We start from the raw sequence: 16,536 nt of genomic DNA, 5'->3' as shown, positions 1-16,536 counted from the left end.
GGAACGAAGTTAGGCTTTCCAGCCGGAATTGTTTTTTTCGACACCGGGAAACGGATGGCATCATGTTGCCGAGCGAGCTCGAACGCGCCGTATACGGGGTCGTCGCGACCCCGGCCCTCCACGTGGCCGACCGGCACGGCGTCTTCACCCACCTGATCCGCCACGGCGGCGCCACGGCCCCTGAGCTGGCCGCCGCCCTGGGCGTCGACGCCGACACCCTCGAACGGGTGCTGCTGGTCCTCGTGGCCTTCGGCGTCCTCGGCAAGACCCCGGACGAGCGGTACGTCGTGCCCGAGCCGATGCGGCCGTACCTCGACAGGGACGACCCGCGCTATCTGGGCGGGTTCGTGGAGCACCTGGCCACCGAGACCGTGGAGCGGATGGGGCGGCTCGACGCCTACCTGCGCGAGGGCAAGGCGGCGGTCGACCGGGACCTGCCTTCGCCGTTCGAGACCCTCTACCGCGACGAGGCCGCCACCCGCGACTTCCTGCGAGCCATGTGGGACCTCAGTTACGCGCCCTCGCAGGAGATCGCCGCGCTGGCCGGGCTCGGTGACGTCACGCGGCTGGTGGACGTGGGCGGCGCGACGGGGCCGTTCGCCACGGCGGCGCTGCAGCACGCGCCCGCGCTGCACGCCGTGATCTTCGACCTGCCGCAGGTCGAGCCGTACCTGCGCGAATCGGCTCAGCGGCACGGGCTGATCGGGCGGCTGGCGTTCAAGGGGGGTGACTTCTTCGCCGACGAGCTGCCCCAGGGCGACTGCATCGCCTTCGGGTACGTGCTGTCGGACTGGACGGACGCGACGTGCGCGATGCTGCTGGAGAAGGCGTACCGGGCGTGCACGCCGCCTGGGCGGGTGCTCATCATGGAACGGCTCTTCGACGACGCCCGTACGGGGCCGCTGCCCACGTCCGTCATGAACCTGACCATGCACGTCGAGACCGAGGGCCGGCACCGCACCGCCGCCGAGTACTGCGCGCTGCTGGAGGCGGCCGGGTTCACCAACTGCGAGGTGCACAGAACCGGCGGCGAGAAACACCTCGTCATCGGCCACCGCAAGTGACAGGAACGGCCGGCCCCGAAGGGCCGGCCGTTCCCGCCGAAGGCTACTCGGCGCCGAAGCGCTGGGTGCCGGACAGCTCCGTGATGAACGTCGCCACCCCGCGACCGCCGTCGCCGTTCGCCAGCAGGACGAAGCCGTCGCCGCCGGTGACCCGGCACATCGTCATCGCCCAGTAGCCGGTGAACTCGCCCACCGCGCCGAAGTCCAGCTCCTTCTCCGACCGGTCCACCACCATGGACAGGCCGTAGAGGCTGCCCGGCGTGGCCGTGAGCATCTGCCCGGCCAGCTCCCGCGTGATCAGGGCAGGCTCGCCAAGGTACGCGCGCCGGATCTCCAGCTGCACCCGGGCCAGGTCCGCCGCCGTCGTCCACAGCCCGCCCGCGGCCGTCGCCGGGTGGATCAGGCCGAAGCCGTCGATCGGCGTGCCGAACGCGTCGTGGCCGTGCGCGATCGGGCGTCCTGAGCCGTGCGGGAAGCCGGCCTCGAAGCCGCTGCCCGTCATGCCCAGCGGGTCGAGCACCGTCTCCCGTGCCAGGGACGGGAAGTCGGCGCCGGTGACGTCCGTCAGGAGCTGCTCCAGCACCAGGTAGTTGACCACGTTCTTCTCGAACGTCCCCACCGGGCGGGTCCGGCGGACCGCCGGGGTGCGCGCCGGTGCCCGGCCCAGCAGCGCGTCCAGCACCGTGGGGACCGGCTCGCCGTCGCGGTACGGCGGATACTCGGGATCCCTGGCCAGGCCCGAGGTGTTGGCCAGCAGGTGCCGTACGGTGATCGGCGCGCCCTCCGCCCCCGGCACCCGCCAGGAGGTGAGGAGGTCGTTGACGTCGGCGTCCAGGTCCAGCCGGCCGCGCACGGCCAGCGTGAGCGTGACCAGCGACGTCACCTGCTTGCTCACCGACGCCACCCGGAACACCGTGTCAGGCGTCACGGGGTCGCCGCGCCTCGCGTCGAGGCGGCCGTACGCGCTGATCCCGGCGATCCTGCCGTCCCTGATCACCGCCAGGCTGACACCGGGCACGTGATGCCGCTCCATGGTCGGCACCGGCGACGGGATCGCCACCCCGCCGAGCTCCGCGACGACCTGCTCGGCCAGGGAGCGGATCGTCGCCTCGTCGTGGAGCGCGTACGTCCACGTCAGCCGGGGACCCATGACGTCGATCTCCAGGACGTACTCGCGGGGGGCGAGCGGGTCGCGGACCGCCGTGATCCGCTCCGGGACGAAGGCGCCCGGTGTGCCCGGCTCGTACCCGAACCTGATCTGGGGTGCGGGCAGTGCGGCGAGCGCGTCGGCGACCGGGCCCGCCTGGCGCAGCAGCTCGTACCCCAGGCCCTCGTCCGGGACGGCGGCGAGCTGGCCCGCCACCGACGCGAGCACCGACGCGCGCTGCGGCGGCACCCACAGGCTCACCGGGAACCGGTGCGCGAACGGCCCGGCCGCGTCCTGCGGCGCGTGGCCCGCCCTGGTCTCCACGTCGAGCAGCACGCGGTCGCCGCCGCTCCAGCGGGCGAGCACGACCGCCAGCGCGGCCAGCACCTCCTCCCGCGACGGCACCGGCTCGGGCAGCGGCACGCTCAGCGACCGCACGGTCCCCGTGCCGGACGGGTGGTCCAGCGGGAGCGGGGGCGCGGGCGTCCTGGTGAGCCAGTGGTGGGCCTGGGCCATCAGGTCCTCAGGCTCCGGCAGCGCGGCGGCCCACCGCCGCAGCGTCCCGCCGTCCCCTTCCGGCAGCGCGGAGCCGCGGCAGGCGGTCTCCAGGTCGCGCAGGAGGATGGGCAGGGAGGCGCGGTCGGCGGCGAGCTCGTGGACGGCGAGGATCAGCACCGGCCGGTCCGCTCCCGTCGTGGCGAGCACGGCGCTGAGCAGCGGCCCGTGCTCCGGGTCGAGCCGCTCGTACGCGGCCGCCGCCGCCCGGTCGTCGGCCTCGACCCGGCGGAACGACACCGGGATCGCGTGGTGGGCGGCGACGGCGTGCAGGGCGTCCGCCAGCGTCGCCGCGTCGATCTGCTCGGGGACGGGGACGCGGAGCTGCCAGTGGTCGTAGCGGTGCCCGCCCGGCCTGGCCAGGACCCGGCGCTGTGCCGGGGTCAGGGCGGGACCTGCCCCCGGCTCGCCGGCGCCGTCGAGGGCGGTGGCCAGCTCGGCGATGGAGCCGTGCTGGTAGAGCAGGCGCAGTGTCACCGGCAGGCCGGCCTCCCTGGCCTGGGTCATGGCCTTGAGTATCGTCAGCGAGTCGCCGCCGAGGTCGAAGAACCGGTCGTGCGCCCCCACGGGGTCCACGCCCAGCAGCCGCGACCAGATCCCGGCCAGCGTGCGCTCGGCCGGGGTGCGCGGGGCCACGAAGTCCCGTTCCGACGACCACAGGGCGGCCCGGTCGGGGGCGGGCAGCGCGCGCTGGTCGAGCTTGCCGTTCACGGTCAGCGGGACCGCCTCCAGCGGCACGAACGCGGCCGGAACCATGTAGTCGGGCAGCCGCTCCCCGCAGTACGCGGCCAGGTCGGCGGCCGGCGGCAGCTTCCCGCCGTCGGGCACGCAGTACGCCACCAGCCGCCGCGCGGGCCCGTCGCCGCGCGCCACGACCACGCTCTCCCGCACGGCGGGATGGGCGGCCAGCACGGCCTGGATCTCCCCGGGCTCGATGCGGTGCCCGCGCACCTTGACCTGGTCGTCCACCCGGCCGAGGAAGTGCAGCGCGCCGTCGGCCCTGCGGCGTACCAGGTCGCCGGTGCGGTAGTAGCGGGCGCCGGGCGGCCCGAACGGGTCGGGCACGAAGCGTTCCGCGGTCAGGCCGGGACGGCCGAGGTAGCCGCGGGCCACGCCGGCGCCGCCGACGTACAGCTCGCCAGGCGCCCCTTCCGGGACCTCGTGGCCGTACGGGTCCAGCACGTACGTGCGGACGTCGTCGAGCGGCCGCCCGATCGGCACGCCGTCCACTGTCCCCAGGCCGGCGCCCAGGTCTGCAGGGGTGAGCGGCTGGTAGGTGACGTGGATCGTGCACTCGGTCGGCCCGTACGCGTGCGCCAGGTCGCACCGGTCGAGCCCCCAGGCGTCGAGGTCGGACGGTTCGAGCCGGTCGCCGCCGAACACGACCTCGCGCAGCGACAGCCGCGCCAGCGTGGCCTCGTCGCCGTCCGCCGCCCCGATCATCGAGCGGAACGCCACCGGCGACAGCGACAGCGTCGTCACCCGCTCGGCGATGAGCAGGTCGAGCAGGTCGCGGGGCGAGCGGGCGGTCTCCGTCGGGACGATCACCAGCCGGCCGCCGTGCAGCAGCGCGCCCCACAGCTCCCACACCGACACGTCGAAGGCGTAGGAGTGCAGCAGCGCCCAGGTCCTGTCGGAGCCGAGGGCGACCTGCCCCGACAGGGCCGCGTAGAGGCGCAGCACGTTGGCGTGGGTGACGGCGACGCCCTTGGGACGGCCGGTCGAGCCCGAGGTGTAGCACACGTACGCCAGGTGACCCGGCTCCGTCCCGCTCTCCGGCGGCGTCGCGGGGAGTGCGGCGATGCGGGCGGCCCCGGTGTCGAGCAACACCTGCTCGATGCCTTCGGCGGTCACCGACGGCGCGAGGACGGCGGTGGTGACGGCCACGGCCGCCCCGGAGTCGGCCAGCATGAACCGCAACCGGTCGGCCGGCGACGTGGGCGGCAGCGGCAGGTACGCGGCGCCGGCCTTGAGCACGGCCAGCAGCGTGACCACCAGGTCGGTGCCGGGTTCGAGACAGACGCCGACCAGCGTCTCCGGGCCCGCGCCCAGCTCACGCAGCCGGTGCGCGAGCCGGTTGGCCCGCACGTCCAGCTCCCCATAGGTCAGCCGCCCGCCGGGGTCTTCACGGTGCACGACCGCGACGGCGTCCGGGGTCTCGCGGGCGCGCCGCTCGAACACCTCGTGCAGGCTGCGGGGCAGCGGGTGCTCGACCGCCGGGACGCTCTCGCGCGAGGTGCGCTCGGACGGCGGCAGGCAGGTGGCGCGGGCGTCGCCGTCCGGGTCGGCCACCATGGCCTCCAGCACCGCGCGGTGCATCGCGGCCAGCCGGTCGGCGTTGCGCCGGCTCATGGCGTGCGTGTTGGAGCGCAGGATGAGGTACGTCGGCGTGGCCGGCACCCCGAGCGCGAACTCCGTCGGGTCCTCGCCCTCGGTGGCGGTGACGTCGATCAGGCCGGTGTCCACCTGGTCGAAGTCCTGGTAGCTGAACGCCGTGCCGATGAGCCTGCGCCCGTCGCCCAGCTCCCGCTGGATGACCGGCATGGGGAACCTGCGGTGCGGCCACAGGGCCAGCTCGCCGTCGAAGGTCCGCCGGATGAGGTCGAGCCAGGTCCTGGCGCCCCTGTCGTACGCGAACGGCAGCGTGTTGAGGTGCATGCCGTAGACGCGCTCGCCGCCCTGGGCCTCCAGCCGCCCGTTGCACACCAGGCCGGTGACGAACTCGGGCTCCGAGGTGAGCATGCCGAGCACCTTGAGGTGGGCGGCGAGCAGCACGCTCTTCAGCGAGGCGCCGGCCTGGGCGGCCAGGGCGCGCAGGCGCTCCTCGAGGTCGGCGTACATGAGGACGACGTGGTAGTCCTCGCGCGGCAGATGCGGCTCGCCCCAGGCGGCGGGCAGCGCGAAGCCGGGCCTGCCGGTGACGACCTCGCGCCAGTAGGCGCGGTCGTCGGCCGATTCGAGCGCGCGCAGCTCGGCGGCGATGAAGTCGGCGTAGCGGACGGACGGCGGCTCGACGCGGGGCGGCCCGGCGCCGTCTCTGAGCGCGCGGTAGTCGTCGAGCAGCTCCATGAGCAGGCCATGGAAGCTCCAGCCCTCGCTGACCGCGTGCAGCACGGTGAACGACAGCCACCACGACGCGTCGTCCTTGAGCAGCGCGGTGATCCTGATCAGCGGCGGCCGTTCCAGGTCGAACCGGTGGGCGCGCTCCTGGGCGCGGAAGTTCCGCATGGCCAGCTCGCGACCGCCGTCGTCGAGGCCACGCAGGTCGAGCACGCGGACCGGGATCTCGGCGCTCTCGTGGACGAGCTGCATGGGCACGGAGTGCCCGGACAGCCTGATGGAGGTCCGCAGCGCCTCGTGGCGGGCGGCGGCGATTCCGGCGGCGGCGCGCAGCGCGTCGAGCGAGAACGGGTGCGGGTCGCGGACGAGGAACGACATGGTGTTGTGGTAGTAGCCGTGCTCCTGCCCGGCCAGCATCTCCACGATCATGCCGCGCTGCACCTCGGACAGCGGGTAGGCGTCGGTGATACCGCCCGGGAGCGTGGCCAGGTCCGCGGCGGGCACCAGCGCGAACGGCTCGACCGCGCGCCGCTCCTCGCCGGCCTTCTCGCGCCCGGCCAGCGTGGCGGCCAGCTCGGCGACCGTGCGGTGCTCGAAGACGTCCTGGACGGAGACGTCCAGGCCCTCCTCCTGCAGCGCGCCCACCACGGTGACGGCCCTGATCGAGTGGCCGCCGCGCTCGAAGAAGTTGTCGTGCACGCCGATGCGCTCGTGCCCGAGCACCGTGCGCCACACCTCGGCGACCAGCGTCTCCAGCTCGTTGCGCGGCTCGACGTGGGCGGAGCCGCTCTGGCCGCGCGGGTCGGGGTCGGGCAGCGCGGTCCTGTCCACCTTGCCGTTGGCGTTGAGCGGGATGCGGTCGAGCGGCACGAACAGCGCGGGCACCATGTAGTCGGGCAGCCGGGTGCCGCAGTGCGCGGCCAGCTCGGCGGCGGGCGGCAGGGCGGCGTCGGCGGGCACGCAGTACGCGACCAGCGACCGGTCCCCCGCCTCGCCCGCGCGGACGACGACCACGGCGTCCCTGACGCCGGGATGGTCGAGCAGCACGACGCGGATCTCGCCCGGCTCGACCCGGTAGCCGCGCACCTTGACCTGGTCGTCCACCCGCCCGGCGAAGCAGACCGCGCCGTCGCCGCGCACCCAGGCCCGGTCGCCGGTGCGGTAGAGGCGGCCCCCTGGCGGCCCGAACGGGTCGGGCACGAACCTGTCGGCGGTCAGCCCAGGTCGTCCCGCGTAGCCGCGGGCGACGCCGGTGCCGCCGACGTACAGCTCGCCGGTGACGCCGAAGGGCGCCGGCCGCATGTGCTCGTCGAGGACGTACATGGTCATGCCGGGCAGCGGGCGGCCGATGGGGACGATCTCGTCCCGCTCTCGCTTCATGATCGGATAGGTGCAGGTGCCGACCGTCGCCTCGGTGGGCCCGTACTCGTTGACCAGGCCGCCGGGACCGAGCACGCGCAGCCAGTGCTGGGCGGTGCTGCCCGGCAGCGCCTCGCCCGCCACCACGATCATCTCGGCCAGCCTGGCCGCCTGGGCGCCCTTTAGCTGGCCGGCGAGCACGTCGAGGTGGCCTGGCGTGAGCTTGATGAAGCTGTAGGGGCCGTGCTCGGCCAGCTCGCGGCCGAGCCTGGACAGGTCGAGGTCGGCGGGCAGCAGCCGGACCGGCTGGCCGGTGGCGAGCGGCGCCCAGACGTTCGGGACGACGAGGTCGAAGGCCACCGAGGAGAACAGCGGCGCGCCCGTGGTGCCCTGCGCGGCCAGCTCCTCCGCCGCCCAGCGCACGTGGTTGGCCAGGCCGCGGTGGGTGACGAGCACGCCCTTGGGCCGGCCGGTCGAGCCGGAGGTGAAGATGATCTGCGCGACGCCGTCCAGGTCCGTGCGGACGCCGGGCGAGGTGGCGGGCAGCCCGTCGAGGCTCGCGTCGGCGAGGTTCACGATCTCGATCTCGACCTCGGCATCGACATCGACATCGATGAACGCGTCGGGCGTGTCGGTGACGACCGCCCGCGCGCCGGCGTCGGCCAGCATCGTCGCCATGCGCCCCGCCGGGAACGACGGGTCGAGCGGCACGAACGCGGCGCCCGACTTCCACACCCCGATGAGGCTCGCCAGCAGGTCGGGGCCGCGGGCGGCGAGCACGCCGACCGCGCTCTCCGGCCCGGCGCCGAGCGCGCGCAGCCGGTGCGCCACGCGGTTGGCCCTGGCGTCCAGCTCGGCGTACGTCCACGAGCCGCCGTCGAAGGCCGCCGCCACCGCGCCCGGGTCGCCGGCCGCCTGCCGCTCGAACAGGTCGAGCACGCTCGCGTCCACGGGACGGGTGCGGGTGACGTTCAGCTCGGTGACGAGCCGGTCGTACTCGCCGGGCGGCAGCAGCACCGCGTCGGCGTCCCCGTCGGGACCCTCGGCGATGGACTCCAGCGCGGCCCGGTACATCGCGCCGAGCCGGTCCACCGCCTCCTCCGAGACGTGCTGCACGTTGGCGGTGACCATGAGGTGGCCGGCCAGGATGTGCACGCCCAGGCCGAACTCCGTCGGGCTGTCGTCGATGACCGAGTCGCCGTCGAACAGGTCGGTGTCCACCTGGTGGAAGTCCAGGTAGACGAAGCGGGTGTCGATGAGCCGCTCGGGGCCCGCGTCGCGCTGGATCTCCGGCATGGGGAAGCGCTGGTGGGACCAGAGCTCGGTCTCCTGCTCGAACAGCCGGCGCGCCAGCTCGCCCCAGGTGCGGGCGCCCCGCTCGTACGGGAAGGGCAGCGTGTTGAGGTAGAGGCCGTGCACCCGGTCCGCGCCCGGCGCCTCCAGCCTGGCGTGGAAGACCAGGCCGGTGAAGAAGGCGCGCTGGTCGGTGAGCGTGCTCATGACCTTCATGTGCGCGGCGAGCAGCATGCTCTTCAGCGGGACGCCCGCCGCGCTCGCCGCAGCCCGCAGCCCCTCCTCGTAGCCGGCCAGCGGGATGCGGATGCGGTACTCCCGCCTGGGCGCGTCCTGGCCCGCGCCGAGCCCGGCGGGCAGCGCGAACTTGGGGACGGAGGTGACGATCGAGCGCCAGTACGCCCGTTCCGCGTCGTCGGCGAGCACGGCCTGCTCGGCGGCGATGAAGTCGGCGTACCTGATGGCGGGCAGGTCGGCGAGCGTCGCCTCGGTCCCGTCGCGCAGCGCCCGGTAGACGGTGAGGATCTCCATGAGCAGCGAGTGGTAGCTCCAGCCCTCCAGGACGGCGTGGCACTCGGTGATGGTGATCCACCAGCCCTCGGCGGCGCAGCGGTGCGCGGAGACCCGGATCAGCGGCGGTTTCGCCAGGTCGAACAGCCGGGTCCGCTCGCTGGTGACGAACGCGCGCACGGCCACGCGCTGCCCGTCCAGGTCGAGGTCGCCGAGGTCGGCGACCGGCACGTTCACCTCGACGTCCTCCGGGCGGTGCACGAGCTGCATCGGCGCCGAGTAGCCGGTGAGCGCGAGCGAGGTGCGCAGCGCCTCGTGCCGGCCGACGACCGTGCGGGTCGCCTCGCGCAGCAGGTCGGGCTCCAGGGGACGGTCGTCGAGCACGCGGAAGGCGGTGGCGTTGAGGTAGAGGTTAAGGTCTCCGTCGGAGAGCATCTCGACGACCATGCCGGTCTGCAGCCGCGACATCGGGTACGCGTCCAGCACCCCGCCGGGCACCTTGGCCCGGTCCTGCTCCGTGAGCAGCGCGAACGGCCGCACCGGCGTCAGGCCACCGGACCGGCTCTCCTCCTCACCGCCGCGCTCGTCCAGCCGGGCCGCCAGCGTGGCCACGGTCCGCGTCTCGAACAGGTCGGCGACCCGGACGTCCAGGCCCGCGTCGCGCAGGCCGCCCGCCAGCACGACGGCCAGGATGGAGTCGCCGCCCAGCTCGAAGAAGTCGTCGTGCACGCCGACGCGACCGGTGGGCAGCGTCTCCGTCCACACGGTGGCGATGAGCTCCTCGATCGCGGTGCGCGGCGCCACGTAGCCGGCTCCGGCGGGCAGTGCCGCGTCGCCCGGCGCGGGCAGGGCGCGGCGGTCCACCTTGCCCTGCGCGGTCAGCGGGATCTCGGCCACCGGCACGAACGCGGCGGGAACCATGTAGTCGGGCAGCGACCCGGCCAGCGTCGCGCGCAGCTCGCCCGGGTCGAAGGCGGCGGGGTCGGCCGGCACGACGTACGCGATGAGCCTGGCGGCGCCCGGCACGTCCTCGCGGGCCACGACCACGGCGTCGCGCAGCCGGTCGTCGGCCCGCAGCCGGGCCTGGATCTCGCCCGGCTCGACCCGGTAGCCGCGGATCTTGACCTGGTCGTCGATGCGGCCCAGGTATTCGAGGCCGCCATCCGGCCGCCGCCGCGCGAGGTCGCCGCTGCGGTAGAGCCGCGAGCCGGGCGGGCCGTACGGGTCGGGCACGAACCGCTGCGCGGTCAGCCCTGGCCGGTCGAGGTAGCCGCGGCCGACGCCCGCGCCGCCCACGCAGATCTCGCCGGTCGCGCCGAGCGGCACGACGTTGCCGCGCTCGTCGAGCAGCACCACCCACAGGTCGTCGATGGGCCGCCCGACGGGGGACGCCTCGGCGGGTTCGAGGTCACGTTCCGCCACCTCGTAGTGGGTGACGTGCACGGTCGTCTCGGTGATGCCGTACATGTTGACCAGGGCGGGCGCGGTGAGGCCGCGCCGGTCGGTCCACGGGCGCAGGTCGGGCATCTCCAGCCGCTCGCCGGCGAAGATCACCAGGCGCAGCGCGAGCCGGTCCACGCGGGGGTCGCCCTGCGCGGCGAGGCGCACCAGCCGGTAGAAGGCTCCAGGCGTCTGGTTCAGCACCGTCACCCGCTGCTCGACCAGCAGGTCCATCAGGTCGTCCGGCGATCTCGCCGTGTCGAACGGCACGATCACCAGCCGGCCGCCGTGCAGCAGCGCGCCCCACAGCTCCCACACCGACACGTCGAAGGCGTAGGAGTGGAACATCGGCCACACGTCGTCAGGGCCGGACCCGAACCGCTCGCGGGTGGCCGTCAGCAGGCGCAGCACGTTGGCGTGCGTCAGGCACATGCCCTTCGGCCGGCCCGTGGACCCCGAGGTGTAGATCACGTAGATGAGGTCGCCCGGGACGGAGGCGGGGCCGAGGTCGGTGTCCGGGTGGCTCTCGATGGCGGCGGCGTCCCGGTCGAGGACGATCACCTCGCCGCCGTGCACCCGCTCGACCAGCTCCAGGTGCTCCGAGCGGGTGACGACGACGGGCACGCCCGCGTCCGACACCATGAACGCCAGCCGGTCCGCCGGGTACGCCGGATCCAGCGGCAGGTACGCCCCGCCCGCCTTCAGCACCGCCAGCAGCGTCACCACCAGCTCGGCGCTGCGGTCGAGGCAGACGCCCACGAGCGACCCCGCGCCGACGCCGGCGCCGCGCAGCCGGTGCGCCAGCCGGTTGGCCCGCGCGTTCAGCTCGGCGTAGGTCAGATGACGGCCGCCGTCGGTGACCGCGACCGCACCCGGCGTGGCTCTGACCTGCTCAAGGAACGCCTCGGGCAGCGTACGCGGGTCGGCGGGCCGAGGCCGCACCGGGCCGGTGGCGAGCGCCAGCTCGTCAGGACCGAGCAGGTCCAGGCGGTCGACCGGGGTGTCGGGCGCGGCGGCGATGCCGGCCAGCAGGCGCACCAGGTTCGCGGCCGTGCGCTCGATCGTCTCCCGGTCGAACAGCGCGGTGGCGTACTCGACCTGCCCGATCAGCGACCCGTCGGGCGCCTCCTGGAGCTGGAGCGTGAGGTCGAACTTGGAGATCCGCCAGGGCGCCTCCAGCGACTCGGCCCGCACGCCCGGCAGGTCGAGCGCGGCGGCCTTGGGCTCGTGCATGGTGAACGCCACCCGGAACAGCGGCGTGCGCGAGCGGTCGCGGGCCGGCTCCAGCTCGTCCACGAGCCGGGAGAACGGCATGTCCTGGTGGTCGAGCGCGTCGAGCACGGCCGCCTGCGTGCCGGCCAGCAGGCCCGCGAACGTCTCGCCCGGCCGCCACCGGCCGCGCATGACGAGGCTGTTGATGCCGTAGCCGAACATGCCCTGCAGCTCCGGCCTGTTGCGGTCGGAGACCACGGTGCCGACGGTGACGTCGGTCCTGCCGGTGTAGCGGGCGAGCAGCGCCTGGAAGCCGGCCAGCAGGACGGTGAACAGCGTCGTCTCGCGGCCCCTGGCGATCTCGCGCAGCGCCGCGCCGAGCCGGGCGTCCACCTCGATGGGGACCGCCGCGCCGCGCCAGTCCCGTACGTCGGGGCGCGGCCGGTCGGCGGGCGGCTCGGTCGGGACGAGGTCGGCCAGCTGCTCGCGCCAGTAGCTCAAGGTGCCGTCGAAGGCGCCGTCGGCGGCCCTGGCCCGCTGGTGGGCGGCGTAGTCGGCGTACTGGAGCGGCGGCTGCGGCAGCGCGCCGGGAGCGCGGTAGAGGGCGCTCAGCTCCTCCTCGAACAGGCGCAGCGACCACTCGTCGCACGCGATGTGGTGGAAGACCACCACCAGCAGGCTCAGCTCGTCGGCGACGCGCACCAGGCGGACCCTGACCGGCCACTCCTCGGCCAGGTCCATACCGCGGGCCACCTCGTCCTCGGCGATCCGCAGGGCCCTTTCCTCGTCGCCGCCGCGCAGGTCGTCCACCCGGAAGGGGACCTCGCCCGGCGGGTCGACGAGCTGCACCGGCTCGGCCCCCGCCACCGCGTAGCGGGTGCGCAGGATCTCGTGCCGGGCGGCGATCTCGTCGATCGCGCGGCGCAGCGCCGCCACGTCCACCGGGCCGGTCAGCCGCAGGATCATGGGGACGAGGTATTCGGGGCTGTCCGGTTCGAGGCGGTTGAGGAACCACATCTGCTGCTGCCCGTACGACAGCGGCAGCGGCGCCCCGCGGTCGGCCCGCGGGATCCGCGACCGGCCGCCGGCCCGGCGGCGCAGCAGGGCCTCCTCGCGCTCGATGTCGATCTGCGTCATGCCCGCTGCTCCTCTACTACCGTCGGTTGCTGGTCCGGTCCCGCGCCGGCGAGCGCGCGGACGGCCTCGGCCAGCCGCGCGACCGAGGGGCGCTCGAAGATCAGCCGGACCGGCAGGTCGAGATCGAAGTCCTCCTGCACCTGCGCCATCAGCGTGAGCGCCAGCCGGGACGTGCCGCCCAGGTGGAAGAAGTTCTGCATCACGCCGACCTCGCGGCCGAGCAGCTCCGAGCAGCGCTCGGCGAGCAGCCGCTCGATGGGGCCGCGCGGCGCGTCGGCGTGCGCGCCCAGCTCACGCAGCGTCGCTCCGCCCGGTGCCGCCGCCAGCAGGCGCAGGTAGTGCTCGGCCATCCTGGCGATCGTGGGCTCGTCGAACAGGGAGGTGGCGTACTCGATGATGCCTTTCACGCTCCCGTCGGGAGCGGTGTGCAGGAACAGGGTCAGGTCGGTCTTGGCAACTCCCCAGACGTCCCGCAGCGGGTCGAGGTCGCCGCCGCCCGATACGGTGACGCCCTCCTCCATGAAGTTGAACATCACCTGGTAGAGCGGGGTCCGCGACAGGTCGCGCGCCGGGGCCAGCGCCTCCACGACCCGCTCGAACGGCACGTCTCGGTGGGCCAGCGCGCGCCTGTTGCGCTCCCATACGGCGTCCATCGCGGACTCGAAGCTCATCTCGGGCTCCAGCGCGCACCGCACGACGAGCGTGTTGTGGAACGGGCCCGCGACCCCGGCCAGCTCCGGCCTGGTCCTGCCCGCCGTGGGCACGCCGAGCGGCACGTCCCACTGGCCGCTCCAGCGGGCCAGCAGCGTGCAGAACGCCGTCAGGTACGCCGCCAGCGGGGTCGTGCCCCTGCGGCGGCTCAGCTCCGCGAGGCCGTCCGAGCAGGAGCGCGGCACCTCGAAGGTGAGCGTGGCGCCGCGCGGGTCGCGGACGGCCGGGCGCGGGTGGTCCACAGGCAGGTCGAGCCTGGGCAGGTCGGCCAGCTCCTCCCGCCAGAAGGCGAGCTGCGGCTCCAGGAACGCCTCCGTCATGCGGTCGCGCTGCCAGACGGCGTAGTCGGCGTACTGGACGGGCAGCGGCGCCAGCTCGGGCTCCCGGCCGGCCGCCAGTGCGGCGCACAGCTCCCTGATCTCGGCGCCGAGCAGCACCGACGACTGTCCGTCCGAGGCGATGTGATGCACGGCCAGCGCCAGCATGTGGCCCCCGCTGCCCTGATCCCCCGGCGATGCGGCCTCTCCGTCCGGGGCGGCGCCCTGGCCGCCGACCAGGAGGGCGCGCCAGACGGGGCCGCGGACCAGGTCGAAGCCCTCGCGGAACACGCCGGCGAGCAGCTCGGCCAGCGCGGCGGGGTCGTCCGGGCGGTCGGCCACGGGGAGGGTGACCGGGGCGGGGTCGTCGACGACCTGCCGGGGCTCGCCGCCCTCCATGTGGTAGCGGGTGCGCAGCACCTCGTGCCGGGCGAGAAGCGCCGTCATGGCGCGTTCGACCGTCGCCGTGCCGAGACCGGCGGGCAGCGGGACCAGCAGCGGCGTCACCCACTCGGGGTTGCCCGGGTCCATCCTGTCGAGGAACCAGAGCTGGTGCTGCTCGACGGAGAGCGGCAGCGGCCGGTCCCTGGGCGCGCGCGGCACCGTGGCGACCGGCTCGGCGGCCTCCTCGACGAGCCGCGCCTGCTCGGCCACCGTGCCGGCGGCGAACAGCCGGTGCACGGCCACCTCGCGGCCCACGGCGGCGCTCAGCCTGGCCGCCAGCCTGGCCAGCAGCAGCGAGGAGCCGCCGCGCTGGAAGAAGTCGTCGTCGGCGCGCACGCCGGTGACGCCGAGCAGGTCCTGCCAGACGCGGGCCACGGTCTGCTCGGCGTCCGTGAGCGGCCTGGCCGGGCCATCGGACGTCGCGTCGAAGTCAGGCGCGGGCAGCGCGGCCCTGTCCACCTTGCCGCTGGTCGTCACCGGCAGCGCGGCGAGCGGCACGAACAGGGACGGCACCAGCGCGTCCGGCAGCCGGTCACGCAGGTACGCGCGCAGCGCGGCGGCCTGCGGCGGCTCGCCGTCCCGGCCCACGACGTACGCGACCAGCCGGGCCGCGCCGTCGGCCCCCGGACCGGCCGTCACGGCGGCCCCGCGCAGCCCGGGATGCGTCAGCAGGACCGACTCCACCTCGCCCGGCTCGATCCGCACGCCGTTGACCTTGACCTGCGCGTCGATGCGGCCGTCGTAGTCGAGCGTGCCGTCGGGCCGCCACCTGACCAGGTCGCCGGTGCGGTACATGCGGCTGCCGGGCGGGCCGTACGGGTCGGGCAGGAAACGTTCGGCGGTCAGGGCGGGCCTGCCCAGGTAGCCGCGGGCCAGGCCGGCGCCGCCCGCGTGCAGCTCTCCCGGGGCTCCGAGTGGCGTGAGCGCGCCGCCCTCGTCGAGCACGCGCAGCCTGATGCCGTCGATCGGCCGTCCGATCGGCACCCGGCCCGCGCTCTGCCCCGGGTCGGCCGGGTGGGCGGTCACGTCGATGGCGCACTCGGTGGGGCCGTAGGTGTTCCAGATCGTCACGGGGAGCCGCTTGCGTACGAGCTCGCACAGCTCGGCGTCCAGCGGCTCACCGGCCGAGAACAGCAGCCGCAGCGACCCGCACTCCCGCCAGCCCGGCTCGTCCACCAGCAGCCGCAGCAGCGAGGGCACGACCTGGAGCACGGACACGTCGTACGCGGCGACCGCGCGCAGCAGCGCCGCCGGGTCGCGCTCGGCGCCGTGCGGGGCGAGCACCACGGCGCCGCCGCTGATGAGCGGCGCGAAGATCTCCCACCCGGCCGCGTCGAACGTCAGCGTCGTCTTCTGCAACACCCGGTCGGCCGGGCCGAGCCCGTGCTCCCGCACCGTCCACCTGACCCGGTTGGCGATGGCGCCGTGCCCGATCAGCACCCCCTTGGGCCGGCCGGTCGAGCCGGAGGTGTAGATCACGTAGGCGAGCCGGTCTGGGTCGGCGGCGACGTCCGGCGCCGTGGCGGACTCGCCGTCGAAGGCGTCCATGGCGACCCGCACCACACCGTCCGGCAGCACCAGGTCCCAGTCGGGGTCGGGGTCGGTCAGGACGAGCGGGGTGGCGGTGTCGGTCAGGATCCAGTGCGTGCGGTCGGCGGGGTGGTCGGGGTCGAGGGGGACGTACGCCGCCCCCGCCTTCCACACGCCGAGCAGGGCGGCCACCAGGCCGGCACCGCGCCGCAGGCAGACGCCGACCGGCGTCTCCGGCCGTACGCCCCTGGCCAGCAGCCCGTTGGCGACCTGGTTGGCACGGCGCTCCAGCGTCGCGTAGTCCAGCTCCCGCCCGCCGTCCACGACGGCCACGGCCCCGGGGGTCCGCGCCGCCTGGGCGGCGAACAGGCCGGGAAGCAGGCCCGAGAACGGGCGCGGAGACAGGCCAGGAGACAGGTCCGGAGACAGGCCAGGAGACAGGCGCGGCTCGACGTCGCTCATTTCACCTCGGCCTCGTCCATGCGGGTACGCAGGCTGAGCGGGCGCATGTCGGTCCATACGCGCTCGATGTGGGCCAGGCACTCCTCGCGGGGCCCCCGCGTGCCTTCCTGACGCCACCCGGCGGGCACCTCACGGTCGGCCCACCAGATCGAGTACTGCTCCTCGTCGTTGACGACGACGAGGTAGGTGTCGTTCTGCTCGCCGGACACCGGCTCACCTCTTCCGATCGTGACGGATGTCAGCCCAATGGCGTCACGATCGGGTACGACCCAATATCTGCCCTATACGCGGGGCG

The 16,536-nt window shown here is 74.4% G+C and carries 4 protein-coding genes; 1 reads left to right on the top strand and 3 read right to left on the bottom strand.

Annotation, left to right across the window (positions count from 1 at the left end; all coding sequences use genetic code 11):
- Window positions 1-62: 62 nt before the first annotated feature.
- Window positions 63-1,064: a methyltransferase gene (locus AB0K18_RS47465; RefSeq protein ID WP_364928877.1), complete on the top strand. Its 1,002-nt coding sequence runs from the start codon at window positions 63-65 to the stop codon at window positions 1,062-1,064.
- Between the two features lie 43 nt (window positions 1,065-1,107).
- Here AB0K18_RS47465 and AB0K18_RS47460 read toward each other — a convergent pair whose 3' ends face one another.
- The 3 genes from AB0K18_RS47460 to AB0K18_RS47450 are packed head-to-tail and all read right to left on the bottom strand — an operon-like array spanning window position 1,108 to window position 16,450.
- Window positions 1,108-12,777 carry an amino acid adenylation domain-containing protein gene (locus tag AB0K18_RS47460; RefSeq protein ID WP_364928874.1) on the bottom strand — a complete coding sequence of 3,890 codons (11,670 nt, stop codon included), beginning with the start codon at window positions 12,775-12,777 and terminating at the stop codon, window positions 1,108-1,110.
- Window positions 12,774-16,241 (bottom strand): amino acid adenylation domain-containing protein, encoded by a 3,468-nt coding sequence (locus AB0K18_RS47455; RefSeq protein ID WP_364928872.1) that lies wholly within the window; start codon window positions 16,239-16,241, stop codon window positions 12,774-12,776. Before AB0K18_RS47455 ends, AB0K18_RS47460 begins: the two co-directional genes overlap by 4 nt.
- On the bottom strand, window positions 16,238-16,450 hold the full coding sequence (locus AB0K18_RS47450; protein ID WP_364365569.1) for an MbtH family NRPS accessory protein: 213 nt from the start codon (window positions 16,448-16,450) through the stop codon (window positions 16,238-16,240). Before AB0K18_RS47450 ends, AB0K18_RS47455 begins: the two co-directional genes overlap by 4 nt.
- Window positions 16,451-16,536: the final 86 nt, after the last annotated feature.

It is taken from the genome of Nonomuraea sp. NPDC049421 (genome assembly GCF_040677005.1).
In the GTDB taxonomy this organism is placed as follows: domain Bacteria; phylum Actinomycetota; class Actinomycetes; order Streptosporangiales; family Streptosporangiaceae; genus Nonomuraea; species Nonomuraea salmonea.
Note: the sequence above shows the minus strand (reverse complement) of the source record. Positions and strands in the feature narration are given on the sequence as shown.

What these genes read in the sequence shown, in the direction of transcription:
- AB0K18_RS47465 (WP_364928877.1), top strand. Translation starts at nt 63, where the DNA reads ATGTTGCCGAGCGAGCTCGAACGCGCCGTATACGGGGTCGTCGCGACC.
- AB0K18_RS47460 (WP_364928874.1), bottom strand. Translation starts at nt 12,777, where the DNA reads ATGACGCAGATCGACATCGAGCGCGAGGAGGCCCTGCTGCGCCGCCGG.
- AB0K18_RS47455 (WP_364928872.1), bottom strand. Translation starts at nt 16,241, where the DNA reads ATGAGCGACGTCGAGCCGCGCCTGTCTCCTGGCCTGTCTCCGGACCTG.